Origin of the sequence: Paenibacillus sp. 2KB_20, assembly GCF_052115765.1 — a bacterium.
Taxonomy (GTDB): Bacteria; Bacillota; Bacilli; order Paenibacillales; family Paenibacillaceae; genus Paenibacillus_AQ.
On record NZ_JBFRHH010000009.1, the window covers coordinates 30,987 to 45,344 of the forward strand.

General features: G+C 38.6%; 15 protein-coding genes and 1 pseudogene. 15 read left to right on the plus strand and 1 reads right to left on the minus strand.

The features are described from left to right. Positions 1-167: 167 nt before the first annotated feature. The 7 genes from AB4124_RS23540 (at position 168) to AB4124_RS23570 (ending at position 5,702) form a co-directional block, all read left to right on the plus strand. Positions 168-698: a HEPN domain-containing protein gene (locus tag AB4124_RS23540; RefSeq protein WP_441974355.1), complete on the plus strand. Its 531-nt coding sequence runs from the start codon at positions 168-170 to the stop codon at positions 696-698. Positions 699-1,076: 378 nt separating this feature from the next. Further along, positions 1,077-1,922 carry a ParA family protein gene (locus tag AB4124_RS23545; protein ID WP_441974356.1) on the plus strand — a complete coding sequence of 282 codons (846 nt, stop codon included), beginning with the start codon at positions 1,077-1,079 and terminating at the stop codon, positions 1,920-1,922. Continuing rightward, entirely contained in the window at positions 1,915-2,316 is a 402-nt protein-coding gene (locus tag AB4124_RS23550; RefSeq protein WP_441974357.1) for a hypothetical protein, read from the plus strand. The genes AB4124_RS23545 and AB4124_RS23550 overlap by 8 nt, the downstream gene beginning before the upstream one ends. Then, the gene (locus tag AB4124_RS23555; RefSeq protein WP_441974358.1) at positions 2,309-2,992 is read left to right on the plus strand and encodes a hypothetical protein; all 684 of its coding nucleotides are present in this window, start codon (positions 2,309-2,311) and stop codon (positions 2,990-2,992) included. Before AB4124_RS23550 ends, AB4124_RS23555 begins: the two co-directional genes overlap by 8 nt. Before the next feature lie 527 nt (positions 2,993-3,519). Next, positions 3,520-4,227, plus strand: a complete 708-nt coding sequence (locus AB4124_RS23560; protein ID WP_441974359.1) for a GNAT family N-acetyltransferase — start codon at positions 3,520-3,522, stop codon at positions 4,225-4,227. A 233-nt stretch (positions 4,228-4,460) separates the two neighbouring features. Further along, on the plus strand, positions 4,461-4,934 hold the full coding sequence (locus AB4124_RS23565; RefSeq protein ID WP_441974360.1) for an NUDIX hydrolase: 474 nt from the start codon (positions 4,461-4,463) through the stop codon (positions 4,932-4,934). A gap of 273 nt (positions 4,935-5,207) precedes the next feature. Further along, complete coding sequence (locus tag AB4124_RS23570) at positions 5,208-5,702, plus strand: GNAT family N-acetyltransferase (protein ID WP_441974361.1); 495 nt, start codon at positions 5,208-5,210, stop codon at positions 5,700-5,702. A 219-nt stretch (positions 5,703-5,921) separates the two neighbouring features. Here the strand turns inward: AB4124_RS23570 and AB4124_RS23575 are convergent. Further along, positions 5,922-6,023 (minus strand): annotated as a pseudogene (locus tag AB4124_RS23575) (hypothetical protein); the annotation flags it as partial. A 139-nt stretch (positions 6,024-6,162) separates the two neighbouring features. Between AB4124_RS23575 and AB4124_RS23580 the strand changes: the two are divergent. From AB4124_RS23580 to AB4124_RS23615, 8 genes are all read left to right on the plus strand, one after another. Next, complete coding sequence (locus tag AB4124_RS23580) at positions 6,163-7,287, plus strand: GntR family transcriptional regulator (RefSeq protein WP_441974362.1); 1,125 nt, start codon at positions 6,163-6,165, stop codon at positions 7,285-7,287. A gap of 556 nt (positions 7,288-7,843) precedes the next feature. Then, the gene (locus tag AB4124_RS23585; RefSeq protein WP_441974363.1) at positions 7,844-9,145 is read left to right on the plus strand and encodes an ABC transporter substrate-binding protein; all 1,302 of its coding nucleotides are present in this window, start codon (positions 7,844-7,846) and stop codon (positions 9,143-9,145) included. A gap of 73 nt (positions 9,146-9,218) precedes the next feature. Next, positions 9,219-10,154 carry a carbohydrate ABC transporter permease gene (locus tag AB4124_RS23590; protein WP_213644858.1) on the plus strand — a complete coding sequence of 312 codons (936 nt, stop codon included), beginning with the start codon at positions 9,219-9,221 and terminating at the stop codon, positions 10,152-10,154. Between the two features lie 17 nt (positions 10,155-10,171). After that, positions 10,172-11,008: a carbohydrate ABC transporter permease gene (locus AB4124_RS23595; RefSeq protein WP_076326400.1), complete on the plus strand. Its 837-nt coding sequence runs from the start codon at positions 10,172-10,174 to the stop codon at positions 11,006-11,008. A gap of 84 nt (positions 11,009-11,092) precedes the next feature. After that, positions 11,093-11,287 (plus strand): hypothetical protein, encoded by a 195-nt coding sequence (locus tag AB4124_RS23600; protein WP_441974364.1) that lies wholly within the window; start codon positions 11,093-11,095, stop codon positions 11,285-11,287. A 727-nt stretch (positions 11,288-12,014) separates the two neighbouring features. Beyond that, positions 12,015-12,335: a hypothetical protein gene (locus tag AB4124_RS23605; RefSeq protein WP_076326402.1), complete on the plus strand. Its 321-nt coding sequence runs from the start codon at positions 12,015-12,017 to the stop codon at positions 12,333-12,335. A 270-nt stretch (positions 12,336-12,605) separates the two neighbouring features. After that, on the plus strand, positions 12,606-13,112 hold the full coding sequence (locus tag AB4124_RS23610; RefSeq protein ID WP_076326448.1) for a hypothetical protein: 507 nt from the start codon (positions 12,606-12,608) through the stop codon (positions 13,110-13,112). A gap of 450 nt (positions 13,113-13,562) precedes the next feature. Next, complete coding sequence (locus tag AB4124_RS23615; protein ID WP_441974365.1) at positions 13,563-14,015, plus strand: VOC family protein; 453 nt, start codon at positions 13,563-13,565, stop codon at positions 14,013-14,015. The last annotated feature ends 343 nt before the right edge of the window (positions 14,016-14,358 follow it).

Here is a 14,358-nt window from a genome sequence, read left to right on the forward strand (position 1 = left end):
GATAACACTATATTCACGCTTCGGGCCATTTGGCCCTCGGTCCGGACCGATGAGGAAGAGACGTGGGGAGATTCAGCCGGACACACCCGATTTCGTCGGGCGTCGTGAATATACGAATCGTTATCGGAAAGATATGCATTTATAAAAACCATTGAGGAAGTGGATCAATGAAGATAGTCAACGGAGTAGTTGATGCAACTGCAACGGCATATTATTTATCGTACAAATGTTTAATGAATAAACACTTAGAAGACTGTGAATATAATAGCGATTATTTTTCAGCTTATTTTGTTCCTGCAATTACTACAGCAGCATTTTCATGTGAGCTTGCTCTAAAGAGTATTTGCCAGTCTCTCAATGGGAAAGTACCAAAAGGTCATGATCTAAATAAACTTTTTAAGACACTTGATGAATCTACTCGAAGAGATATTATGAACCGAACAATTACTGCGTACAACCTTAAATCTGAAATTCTTAAGGTAGACGCACGGATTGATGAGAATGATTTTGACAATTTATTAACTTATCACAAAGATTCTTTTACTATATGGAGATATTTTTATGAAGGTAGTCCGAGTATAGATTTAGATTTTATTGAGGCATTAATGTTCTGTTTGAATAAGGTGGAGGATGATTATACGAGTTACATCATTAATCAGTTATCAATAAGAGCAAAAAAGATTATTAAGACAATCTAGGGTTTATTCAAGAAGGCATATCCATCCGATAACAATTTGTTCACGCATCGGCGGACAAGCCACCTCGGTCCCGGAAGAAAAGTCGAGGAAGCGATTGCCGGGACACATCCGCACCGACTAACCGCATCGCGGCCGCTCCCGTTGGTCGCTTAAGTCGGTGGGACGTCGTGAACACGGAAACGTTATCAGAAATTCTTGAGTACCTTTTACTTTGAAAGTCAAATTGAGATTGATTATAGTAGTTAAATGAATTCGAATAATGCAATTACTGAGAGTTCTAATACCAAAATTAACATCTTTTACATGGATAAGTCATAAAGAAATGTGGTTTAATTATCCATACGACACGTATTTAAACGGTACCTAGGGGGATGCAACATGAAGAGAGATGGAACGGTTATTTCATTTATCAATATGAAAGGTGGGGTTGGAAAAACGACCTTATGTATCGGAACGGGTGAATATTTAGCTAATTTTCTAAATAAAAAAGTGCTGATGATTGATGTTGATCCTCAATTTAATGCTACTCAATCGCTGATGGGAGTATACAATAGGGTTGATGAGTACTTAGATACTTTTCTTAAAAAAAATATGACCATCAGAAAACTTTTCGAGAATACAACAAGTGTTTATGAACCAAATGAATATGCCAAAGCTGAAGATGTTATAGTTAAGCTAGATGATAATTTAGATATAATTTGCGGTAACATTAACTTAATATTTGATGATAATTCGAAAGATAATTCTCGTACAAAAAGAATTAGAAAATTTATAAGAGACAATAATTTGAAAGATGTATATGATTTTATATTAATTGATTGCCCTCCGACCATTTCATTCTATACAGATGCATCATTGATGGCTTCCGACTATTATATAGTCCCTAACAGAATTGATAGATATTCTTCATTAGGCATTACATCCTTGCAATCAGTTATTAAGAGATTGGTTGATGAAGAAGAGCTATCCATAAAATTGCTAGGTATTATATATACCATGGTGGATGAAAATTTAACTCAAAAAACACAAGAGATTAAAGAAAGTTTTGAAACAGAAGAATCTGTTAAGGATCTATACATATTTAAATCGAAAACTTCGTATGTTCGAGATTTACTGGTCGGTTATAATGAAAATATCTCATCAAAGTATCAAAAGTCCAGAAGAGATATTGAATTGGTATGTTTAGAACTAATCGCTAGGGTTGAGGTGGGGGATAATGAATAATATTAATACTGAAATTTTCAAAAAAATAGATAATAATCGTACTAAATCTCACATAGATACCAGCGAATTAATAGGTCTAAATAGTCTGTTAATATATTCTAAAGACATATTTGGCAAGAACGAAGAAGTTGATGAATACATTAAAAAGGTATTTAATATAAATTTTTTACCATATGTAATTCGTTCTAGAACTCTAATATTTGCTCGAGTTTCTAAAGAAATTTATTACTATGATGAAAATCAGAAAAATTCTGTTATGAAAAAAATGATTCAATATTTTCAAGGGAATTTATCCGATGATACTACCATTAAAAAGAACAATAGTGAGGGGAAAACTAATGCAAATGAGAACATGAAGAAGTGGATGAGAGGATTAAATAATCAAAATGAATAGGAATATACTTGAATATGATCCATTAGGGACAAAAGAATCTATTAGATTATTCATAGAAATGTATAATATGGATATATCTATTTCAGGGAATAACAAATTAAAATGTGTTATTAAAAAAATAATATTTATTAAGTTATTTGTGGATAATCATAATCCTACTCATTATCCTAAAAGTATGATATTTGATATTTTAAGCGCTTTAAATTCTCTTAAGGAACATAAACAGAGGTATTATCATTTTAATATTAGATCTTTTATAGAAAATATTTTAAGAACTATTTTACTACTTGATGACTCAGATAGGACAGGAGTAAACGAACTCTTTAGGCAATCAAGATCAGCTTGTAATGAAAAAGATGAAGAGATAGAAATAATTAATTTACTAGAAAGTAAGTACACTATTAGTAACAATTATGTTCACAGTAATCTTATGGCAGGCATAGAAATTCATCAATTTTATAAAAAAATAAAAGAAGAAACAATGCAATCAGAAATAACTGAAGACTGTTTTGACCAGATGTGTGTACTGCTTACAAGAGTTAGTGAACTGTTAATTAGAAGGTTTTCTAATGAAGTAGAACATATCTTCTTTAGAAAAAAAGCAACTTTATCTTTCCTATTAAATGACGAACTCTCTAGACTTCAAGCTGAAAAACAATTACAAATAAGCTCTTAGTTTATCAGAAATAGATATATACTGAAATTGGAGGCTGTATAAAAACAGGCTCTCTTTTTATTTTGCGTATACCTTGCTAAACCAATATTTTGTATCCTGAGTTCCCGAATTGTGTAACGAGAAACCTCGAAACCCCGCGTAAATACTGGAAAGTTCCATTGTTATAAATATTTTAAGTATAACGATGGATTGATAAACAAATTTACGGCAAGGCCTTGATATTACAACATTCTCAAATTGACCTCGTTATAAATTCCGGGAACTTAGGTTGTATGTGAGAGTTGGGGTATTTATACAATGAACTTTTATGTGAAATCCACGATGTCAAGAACTTCTGATAACAATGTATCTACGCCGTGTCGCGTTTGCTCCTTGGTCTGGCCGAGGATTTTCGAAGAAGCGGAGTCAGCATGCAACCCTGCAAGGCTAAGTGGCGTAGCCACTCAGTCGCATACGCTCCTTTAAGCCTTTCGGGTTCGTAGATACAAGAACGTTATACGAAATACTTGATAAAAGGAGAAACCAAAATGATTTTAGAAATATCTGTGGATGAAAGAGTATTGAAAATAGATGTTTCACCGAAAATGGTTTATGAATCTAATGGAACACTTTATGAGTTTCCTCATTCAGAATTTAATGAAGAGTATCAACCAATTTATCATACAATCTCTGTTGTAGTTTCAATGGAACAAATCGATATGGAATGTACATTGACGCAAGAGGTGGAAAATCAATTAAAAGAAAAATATTATTTGGAAGAAAATGAAGATCAATTAGTTGTTGCTAGATTAGAAATAACGGAATTTCCAAATGAATGGAAAGAGGAAATGGGGGATTCTTGGTTTAATTGGCTTGATGCATTAGACGGAGATTATGCAGTAATTGGTGAAAGAGCAGATAGAATTGTAAATGAAGATATATATGGAGAAGCTTTCGAATACGGGAGTTTATATTACATACAGAGATTAGACGTACACCCGGAATTTAGAGGGCAAGAGGTAGGTTTAAAATTAATACAACATACTTTTAAATATATGCTCAGAAATGCGAATGGAATTGTATTCCTAATTGCAAAACCAATGAAATCAAAACTATCAAAGAAGTCTAATGTTTTTAAAAGTTCAAGTAGATTATCAAATTACTATAAGAAATGCGGTTTTAAAAGAATTAGAAATAGAAGTACTAAGTCAATTGTTATGGAAACATGTGTAGAAGATTTATATTTGGACAGTTAAGTCAAGAAGCCAAGTGCTTCGTCTAACATTATATCCACGCATCGGAGCCTGGCGGCTCCTCGGTCCGCGAGAAGCGATTGGCCGGGAAGTAGAATCAGCGGACACATCTGCACCGACTAACCGCATCACGGCCGACTCCTGACGGAGCCTTAAGTCGGTGAGACGTCGTAGATACAGGAACGTTATACGACAGTCTCTAAAATACATAGAAAAACATAGAAAGGAATTATTGAATGATCATTAGGACCGTTTCATTATGTCTAATTCGAAGAGGCGATCAAATATTAGTTGAAGAAACATATGATAAAGCCGTAAACAAGACTTTTTATCGGCCGGTTGGTGGAACGGTTGAGTATGGTGAGAATAGTAAAGAGACGATAATTCGAGAAGTAAAAGAAGAATTAAATGCCGAAATACAAGAACCCAAGCTAAAGTTTGTCATCGAAAACCTATTTACATACTTGTTGGATCAGGTAGGTCATGAAGTAGATTTCATTTATGAAGCCGATCTTGTTGATAATGACTTATACAAAAGAGAAGTTATCGAAGGCATAGAAGGTATAAATCCATATAAAGCAGTTTGGAAATCAATTAATGAATTCGAGAATAATGAACAGGAAAAACTAGTACCGGATGGATTATTGGACCTATTGCTTGCGAATCATTCAGAGAGAATTAGCAATGTTGAGCACATTAGAACTACATAATATCAAAAAGAACAACTATGTAAGCTGTTCAATGAAGAGAGACCGTCGTATAACTCCACATTCACGTATCGGGCCGTTGCAGCCTTCCTCGGTCTCCCGAGGCGAAACATAGGAGTAAGCTCAGGGGAAAACCCAGCACAGGTAAAGTCTTCGACCCGGCGGCCTGATCCTGTGGGAATCGGCCAGCAGCTTAAACCAGTGAGGGTTCGTGAAATGCCTGAACGTTATGTGAAATCAGTAAAAACCTAATATAAATGAAAATCGGAGGACTTTATGATAGTTACTCCAAGATGTAAACTAATAAAATTGGCTTCGGGAGATCTCGATGATGTGATACAAATTTACAAAGATCCTCTGGTAAGAAGATACTTAGGAGGAACAACAGACGATGAGTTACTACTTAAGAATAAGTTTGAAGAGGTATTGAGTAAATCAAAGATGCCAGGAGTTTATTTTTGGTGTGTACGATTAATCAAGGACGATCAATTTATTGGTTTTGTTTCGTTAGACCGTTATCATGACGGAAAGAACATCGAGTTATCTTATGAATTCCTTCCTCAACATTGGGGTAATGGATATGCTACAGAAGTTGTTAGAAAAATGATTGATTATTCATTCACAGAAATAGATCAACCTAAAATAGTGTCTGAAACTCAAATTGCCAATGCTTCTTCGTGCAAGTTGCTAGAGAGGGTTGGCATGAAACTTGAGAACAGACTAATGAGATTTGGAGCAGAGCAGGCTGTATATAGCATTGAAAGAACCTGATAGTAATTCGAAGATGGCACTGTCATCCACATAACAATGCATTCACGCTGCGGGGCTGCTACGCCGTCCCTTGGCTGCCAGGAGCTGGGACTGAGGGAGGATTAAGGCGACAACACTGCGCCGACTAACCGCATCACGGCCGCTCCCGTTGGTCGCTTAAGTCGGTGAGGGTTCGTGAATACAAGAGCGTTAGGCGAAATGCCGATGTCAAATAAATAGTTCCATGCCACAGAATTCGTCGGTAATCTGAGTAACTTTGCGAGTGGAGACCCCGTTGATCACCATCTCCATAAGGGAGATGGTTAAGTCCCCATGATAACGAGATCTTTTCCATTTGATTAAGACAGTGTTATTTCCACGTTATTCTCATGAAAGATGATATTATCGATGATTAAGTTTGCGAATTAATTCTCGTGTAATATACTTAGTATATTAATATTATGATGTCAGGGTGGTTTTGGTGGAATTGCATTTATACGAGCAGATATATATCTATATTGTACAAGAGATTAAAGAAGGCCGATTAAAAGAAGGAGATCGAGTCTCTTCTGAAAAAGAGTTGGCTGAAAAATTTGGCGTCAGTCGTATTACATCTAAAAAGGCTCTGGAGAAATTGGCGGATTCTGGGGTTATCAAACGAATACAAGGAAAAGGCTCTTATGTGGCCGATGGTATAATTGGAGGACAAGAACCGAAGCACCATTCAGAGGTAAGAACGACCTTGGTTTCTGAGGATGATAAGCGGTTGATCGGGTTTATTATACCGAATTTTTCTGACGAGTTCGGCCTACAACTTCTTAGATCGATGGAAAAACGGAGTGCTGAGCACAATTATCAACTCATTATCAAGCGAACTTGCGGGGATCGGGATGAGGAAAAACGCGCGATCGACTTATTTATTCGTTTAGGAATCAAAGGATTAATCGTGACCCCCATTCATGGTCAACACTATAATTCGGAGCTGCTTCGTCTTGTATTGGATCGGTTTCCAATTGTTTTGGTCGATAGATATCTAAAAGGAATTCCGGTTTGTTCAGTTTACACAGACAATAAGAAAGCAGCCATGGATCTTACGCGCCATCTGATTAACAAAGGTCATAAAAAAATTGCCTTTTTATCTCCGCCGGAAGAGAACACTTCAACATTGGAGGAAAGGCTGCTCGGATATACGTTTGCCTTCACCCAAGAAGGAATGAACTTGAACAAAGATTATTTATTGACGAACTTGAAGGGCACCCTTCCCAAGAACATAAACGGAACAGCGATTGAAAGTGATAAAGAAACAGTAAAGTATTTTTTGAAACAACACCCTGATGTAAAGGCGTTTGTCGCGTCGGAATTTCTAATAGCTACCATGCTGGCTCAGGTCATCAACTCGATGGGGAAATCTCTGGAGGAATTCGAGATTGTTTGTTTCGACTCCTTGAACGATCACCTGGGTCAACCCATCTTCACTCATATTGAGCAGGATGAGAAGCAGATGGGTGAATTAGCCGTGGATATGCTAATCTCTCAGTTGCATGGAACAGCAGTTCCCGAGCTGAACATCATTGAACATCGTATGATCGTGAAAAATAACGGATAGGGAAATAGAACTGCAATTCAACAAAAGCAAGGATATCGCTTGTTCAATGTGCCGAGAAGTCCCCGGGGGCTTTTCGGCACTTTTTTAAGTTATCAATAAACTTCGAAGCATGGACCTTCCTGATATCGCAAGAAAAACTTCCGCTATATGCGGTCTGTCTTCTGAGAAAATACGTCGATAGACGTTTTTCTTATGGTAAAGCTTGTTCCACATCAGGGAATTGGTTAGGAGATCGGAGATTAACGAACCTCGAAAAGTCGATTTATATCTAATTATAGCCATGCATCATGAATTTTTATGTCGTAATATTGCAATTGACACATCACATGATGTCATATTAACATACTTAGTATAACCAGTAGATTCCTTATAACAAATTCACTTCGTTCCTCATTTTCTGTTTTTAATAGTTCATATCACCAATCATGTTAACGCTTACATATATCTAAATTTGACTATGTTTCTATTATGTACATGTAAATGTGAATCAGAAAAATGAAGTGAGTATTATAGGAATTCAAGGTAAACTAATTAATTTAACTAAGGGGGACTTTGAATGAGGAGATCCAAAAAATTCGCATTTCCAATTCTTGTTTACTTTCTGGCTATGTTATTACTTGTAACCGCTTGCTCAACGAAGGGAGGCTCAAGCGATCAGGCGGGAGAGGGGATTACAACGGTTACGATGTGGCATGGTCTTACCTCAATTGATTTAGATAATATGAATAAAGTCGTAAAGGCATTTGAGGAGAAAAACCCTACCATCAAAATGAAATTGGTTTATACAGAATCCAGCGAGGGATCCGATCAGAAGCTGCTGACTGCAGTCGCAGGCGGCAATCCTCCTGACGTTGCACTTTTCGACCGGTTTAAGGTCGGTACTTGGGCTGCGCAAGGTTCTCTGACTGACTTATCCTCGATGGCAGCAGAATCCGGAATTCGTAAGGAATTGTATTATCCATTTGCTTGGGAGGAGTCCAGTTATCAAGGAAAGCTTTATGCAATGCCGATGGATACGGACTCTCGCCTGCTATTTTACAATAAGGATCATTTCAAAGAAGTAGGGCTGGATCCCAACAAACCCCCACAAACAATCGCCGAGCTTGAAGCGGCCGCCGAAAAGTTGACCATCAAGGAAGGTAAACGTTTCAAACGGATCGGGTTCATCCCATGGTATTCGCAAGGCTGGCTGTATACTTGGGGATGGGCATTTGGAGGAGAATTCCAGGACGCTGCCACCGGCAAAATTACCGCAAATGATCCTAAAGTCGTTGAAGCGCTGCAATGGATGACCGACTTCGGCAAAAAATACAATGTCGAGGATATTGCCGGATTCACAAGCGCAGCTGGGTCGGAGGAAATGGATCCGTTCATTTCCGGTCAAATCAGCATGAAGATAAGTGGAAACTTTACGGTGAAGGGTATCGAAAAATTTAAGCCGGATTTAAATTACGGTGTTGCACCAATACCGACCCCAACAGGAACTAATTTTACGACATGGTCGGGAGGAGGGTCCGCTATTATCCCTAAAGGCGCCAAGAACGTCACTGCTGCTTGGAAATTCCTCGAGTTCTTAGGGAAAGAAGAGGGGCAAACGTTATTAAACGCTGACTCTCAAATTTCGGTTATCGATTCGGTTAACGACAAATACGGTTACAAGGACGATCCGATTATGAAAGAATTTATCAATATTTTACCCAATTCACATAACCGCCCAGTTATTCCTGAAGGACAACTGCTGTGGAATGAGTTAGCTTCCGCAACGGAAAAGGCTACCCGCGGTAACGGTACTCCGAAAGAGAACCTGGATAGAGTAACAGAGACTGTTAATAAGGCTTTAGAAAAATACGACAAATAGGGTGCTCGGTAGGCAGGGAGCGAACCTTTCTCTCCTTGCCTATTAATGAATGACAATTGGAAGGAGAATGTACATGGCGAAACTGGCCGATTCAGTTCAAGTAAACGCAATTCCATCGGCAAGGAAACGAGCACTCCGCAGAACTAACGTGATTGGGTGGCTGTTTGCTTCACCTTGGGCTATAGGGCTGCTATGCTTTTATGCAATTCCGATGCTAATGTCCATCTACTTCAGCTTCACTACTTACAGCATTCTGCAGCCTGGTGAATTTGTCGGAATGAATAATTATAGAGATCTTTTCCATGATCCTTTATTTTGGAAATCTATATACAACACGATTTATTTCACCGTATTTTTTGTTCCATTAAGTATATTTATTGGTGTGGCACTTGCTATGATGTTGAATATGAAGGTCAAAGGGATGGCTGTATTCAGAACGATCTTTTTCCTACCTACACTTGTGCCACAAGTGGCTTTGGCTGTTCTGTGGATGTGGCTGTTACATCCAAACTTCGGATTGGTAAATGGGATGTTAGCGCATTTCGGTATCGATGGGCCTCCTTGGCTTGGTGGTGAAGCTTGGTCCAAGCCTTCACTCATCTTGATGTCGCTTTGGGGTATTGGGCAAGCCGTCGTCATCTACCTTGCTGGATTAGGAGACATCCCTGATGAGTACTATGAAGCGGCGCAAATCGATGGAGCTAACTGGTTTCAGAAAACGAGAAAGGTAACTCTGCCTTTGCTCACTCCCGTTATTTTCTACAACCTTGTCATGGGAATGATCGGTGCATTCCAACAGTTCACTCTTCCCTATACGCTGACCAAAGGGCAAGGAACTCCTGCAAATTCCATGACTTTTTACGTCATGTATTTATATGAGAACGGATTCAGGTATTTCAAAATGGGTTATGCCTCCGCAATGGCCTGGATCTTATTTATTATAGTTATGGTATTAACCGGAATTATTTTTATTACATCTAAACGCTGGGTTCATTATCAAGGGAAATAAGGAGGAGGAAGTAAGGGATGAATCCTATCGCTATCAAAAGAATCAATCGTGCGTTAGCCTATTTATGTCTAATTGTTGCTTCTGCATTTTTCATTATTCCGTTCATTTGGCTGCTTTCGACTTCTCTTAAACCACTCACACAAGTCTTTACATTCCCACCAGAGTGGATTCCGCATCCAATTCTGTGGAGTAATTATTCCCGTGCCGTTGAGTATATCCCTTTCTGGACATATCTGAAAAACACGGCGATTATAACAATCGTTAGTACGCTTGGTGTGATCATATCCTGTCCCTTGGTTGCATATAGTTTTGCCAAGTTAGAGTACCGTGGGAGAGGCATACTTTTCTTTGTTACCCTCGCTGTTATGATGATTCCCGGACAGGTGACGATGATTCCTCTATTCCTGTTGTTTACTAAATTAGGTTGGGTAGGAACATCTCTTCCACTGATTGTACCCCAATTTTTTGGAGTGCCAATTTACATTTTTCTATTGAGACAGTTTTTCATGGGACTGCCTGATGCCCTGCGCGAAGCGGCCCGCTTAGACGGCGCTAGTGAGTTCCGCATATATTTACAGATCATGTTTCCACTAGCCAAATCCGCCGTTTTAGCCGTGGCATTGTTTCAATTTATGGGGAGCTGGACTGATTTCATGGGCCCCTTGCTCTATTTAACCAATGAACCATCTTACACGGTTTCGCTTGGATTGCAGCAATTTCAGAGTCAAAAGGGATCCGAATGGGGTCTATTAATGGCCGTATCCACCTTGATGACATTACCTATTATTGTTTTGTTCTTTTTTCTTCAAAAGACGTTTATTAGCGGCATTACATTTAGCGGTATAAAAGGTTGAACATCATTTGTATGAATTAAGCTCCAGCGATGCGGAACTCTGGGGATGTTAGGACGGACCAAAGGCAGAAATGGGAGGCTGAATTTGATTAAACGTAAGGGTGTGGGGCGTAGGAGGCGCAGAACATACAGCATTTTCGGAAATACGATTACGCTTAAATTTGCGGACGGCAAAACGGAGCGGTTCGTATTCTTCGTCCAACCCGAAAAAGATGGAAAGCCGATTTCGCAGTATATCCAAATCGGCGACCGCAATTCTTATGTAGATAACGATCGATAACGATCGATAGGTCCGTTGGAAAAAAGTTAATAAGCAAAAAGGCAGCGATGTGTAAAGCAGAAGCTGCCTTTTTTGCTTACCAATGCGTTCTGCATAATAATGAGGCTCGCAAGGCAGATGGAACGATAGTTTGTGGATTTGATACAATTGTAAACCTTAATTACGAAAAATAGGTTTTCAATAATGTGACTCAAACTCAAGGAGAATTCCAATCCTGACACTTGCATTACTAAGTATTATTTAATGAAGCCAAGAGGAACAATTACAAACAATAATAAGGAGATTCAGGAACTCCTCGGCCACTCAAGCCTGAAGACAACCGAGATTTACACACATGTCGGTCTTAACAGCTCCAACGTATTCAAGCCCTCTGGACCGACTCATGAGAAGCAACCTGCCGGAGATGGAGGATTAGCCCTCTCTTCGTCTAATAATATATATGGGAACATAAAGCGAATTCGTATATTTTCTCCTACGAAGGAAATGGGTGAATTCGTATTAGCTAATCGAAGAAGTCAGCAGAATCGGATAACATTATATCCACGCATCGGGCATTAGCCCTTGGTCCGGCACGAAGTTAGATGTGATTCGGAGAGGGATTTCAGCAGCAGGAAGTGGATTCAGCCGGACATATCGATCCCCCCTAAGATAGGAGCTATCTAAGGGGGGATCGACGTCGTGTGAACATTATGCGAAACCAGCAATAGAAACAGAACGAGGCGATTTTTTGTCTATAGCAGCAATTATCATTAAGCCAGAAGATACAAACTTCTATGTACCTGTTTCAACTGAGGCTTTTTTTCAGAGATGTTGGTTGCCAGCCATCAAAGAGCTGAATCTGAAAATAATTTCCTTATTTAATCCTGGATTAGATCTTACTAAAAATGACCTTTTTCCTCTAGTAGAAGAATTAGAAGTAATAAAAAAATGGGCTGAGGTAAATTTAAATAATGATGATTTTAATTATCTGAAAAGAAGGATTGATTTTCTCATTGTTAACTTAATAGAAGTATTCAATAGTGATGAAGCTATAGTGTTCATTGGATAACATCATGAAGACTCGCCCAATGGAGAATTATGATAAAAATGGTATGAAAGTGAAGTATATTAAGAACGATTTAAGAAGTACAGAATCTAATGAATAGATGGAATGAAATAATTAATTCCAGCAAGTTCATAGATGTCGTTGTCATCGATAACAACGTATTAGCGCTGCAGGGATATCGTCCTTTGGTTGTCCAGATGTATAATCACGGAAGTAGCTCACACAACAAACGACTCAGCCTAAGATAAGAGCTATCTAAGGCTGGGTCGTTCCGTGAATACAAGAACGTTAGGTGAAATCAACGCAAAAAAGGAGGTGAAAATCCTGGAAAGACTAAGGAGATTTTTCAAAGTATCACGGATATTAATCATAATTTTTGTTTTGTCTATACTCGGATTAATCCTCTATTTCACTTACCCATTAAAGATTCAAATTGTATTACAACATACGGATAATATTGAGAGGATTCACGTTATTTATATTTCTAATGGTAACTCTACTGAATACTTGTTATCCAAAGATCAGGGGATAAACTTTGATGAGGTAATTCAAATATTAGGTGCGATTACATACACTAGAAAATTCAATACATTTCGAGGCGGGTTTGGTGATGTAATTATCATGACAGTCGTTTATAGGGAAAAGGATGGAGTAAGTAATAACTACTCTGTTGATATTCGTGAATTGGGGATCATTATTAGTCATGAAAAGGAATATAGAATGAACGGGGATTCAAAGGAAATAATAAATAAACTTGTTGATTGGATAACGAGTCAATGAAAGTAAACTCAAGGATGGCGCAGACTCCAATAACACGGTATCAACGCTACGATCCATTCGGCTCTTGGTTCGCGAGATGAGGAATACAGGAAGTGCATGTTAGAGGAAACATCACACGAGAAGAAAAAGGTTCGACTCATCTGGTACAAGAAGGAATTTTGCCAAAAAAAGAACTGATATTTGAGAAGTTCAAAGAGTATTTACTAATGCGATCGGAGCCAGAGTAAGTCTAACGACCCGTTCCCTTTGGTCACTTAAGCCGCTTGAACGTTAGGAATACGAGAACGTTATATGGCATACCCGAGAACCCAATTTCACATTTTCCAATACTATGACTACTTATTGTTGTCAACAATTGTTACAAAGCATTTGTTTTAGAATTAAATAATTATTCCTTGAAAAATATTGAAGATGATCAGATAGTAAATATGTACACGAGGAGATAAAACTATGATAAAAAACAAATTACTAAGAATGGACAATGTCGGCATCGTTGTAGAATCCCTTGATGACGCGATCTCTTTCTTCGAGGAGATTGGCTTGAACCTCGAAGGGCGAGCCACTGTCGAAGGTGAATGGGCTGGTCGCGTAACCGGACTAGGTTCTCAGTGCGTAGAGATTGCTATGATGGTTACCCCAGATGGGCACAGCCGACTTGAACTTTCGAGATTTCTCACCCCGCTTACTATATCAGATCACCGGACTGCTCCTGTTAACTCCCTCGGTTATCTACGCGTTATGTTTACAGTTCAAGACATTGACGAAATGGTATCCAGACTCACTAAGTATGGTGCGCAGCTCGTTGGCGAAGTGGTTCAGTACGAGGACTCGTATCGGCTCTGCTACATTCGAGGAATCGAAGGACTTCTAATCGGTTTGGCGGAACAACTCGGTAACAAATAAGTAGGTGACGGTTTATAAAAGGAATTTACTGGAATATAAAGTAATAGAGTGAAAATAGAAACAGAAGACAGTGTGAAAGTAACTCGAAGAAGTCGGGTGCCTCATATAACACTATATTCACACTTCGGGCATTCGCCCCTCAGCCCGGCTGAAGTTAGAAGTAGTTTCGAAGAGGCATTTCAGTAGTACGGAGGCATATTCAGCCGGACACATCCGCACCACCTAACCGCATCGCGGCCGCCCTTCGTTTGCACATCTTGTAATCAAAATAATAAACAGAATATCTATGAAGAGTGGCTTTTTAATTGAAATCCCCTTCCCGACGAGTTTACAAGGCAGAATA

Excerpts from the sequence above, each read along its gene's own strand:
- AB4124_RS23565 (WP_441974360.1), top strand. The coding sequence starts at position 4,461 with ATGATCATTAGGACCGTTTCATTATGTCTAATTCGAAGAGGCGATCAA.
- AB4124_RS23550 (WP_441974357.1), top strand. The coding sequence starts at position 1,915 with ATGAATAATATTAATACTGAAATTTTCAAAAAAATAGATAATAATCGT.
- AB4124_RS23545 (WP_441974356.1), top strand. The coding sequence starts at position 1,077 with ATGAAGAGAGATGGAACGGTTATTTCATTTATCAATATGAAAGGTGGG.
- AB4124_RS23555 (WP_441974358.1), top strand. The coding sequence starts at position 2,309 with ATGAATAGGAATATACTTGAATATGATCCATTAGGGACAAAAGAATCT.
- AB4124_RS23595 (WP_076326400.1), top strand. The coding sequence starts at position 10,172 with ATGAATCCTATCGCTATCAAAAGAATCAATCGTGCGTTAGCCTATTTA.
- AB4124_RS23570 (WP_441974361.1), top strand. The coding sequence starts at position 5,208 with ATGATAGTTACTCCAAGATGTAAACTAATAAAATTGGCTTCGGGAGAT.
- AB4124_RS23590 (WP_213644858.1), top strand. The coding sequence starts at position 9,219 with ATGGCGAAACTGGCCGATTCAGTTCAAGTAAACGCAATTCCATCGGCA.
- AB4124_RS23540 (WP_441974355.1), top strand. The coding sequence starts at position 168 with ATGAAGATAGTCAACGGAGTAGTTGATGCAACTGCAACGGCATATTAT.
- AB4124_RS23615 (WP_441974365.1), top strand. The coding sequence starts at position 13,563 with ATGATAAAAAACAAATTACTAAGAATGGACAATGTCGGCATCGTTGTA.
- AB4124_RS23585 (WP_441974363.1), top strand. The coding sequence starts at position 7,844 with ATGAGGAGATCCAAAAAATTCGCATTTCCAATTCTTGTTTACTTTCTG.
- AB4124_RS23560 (WP_441974359.1), top strand. The coding sequence starts at position 3,520 with ATGATTTTAGAAATATCTGTGGATGAAAGAGTATTGAAAATAGATGTT.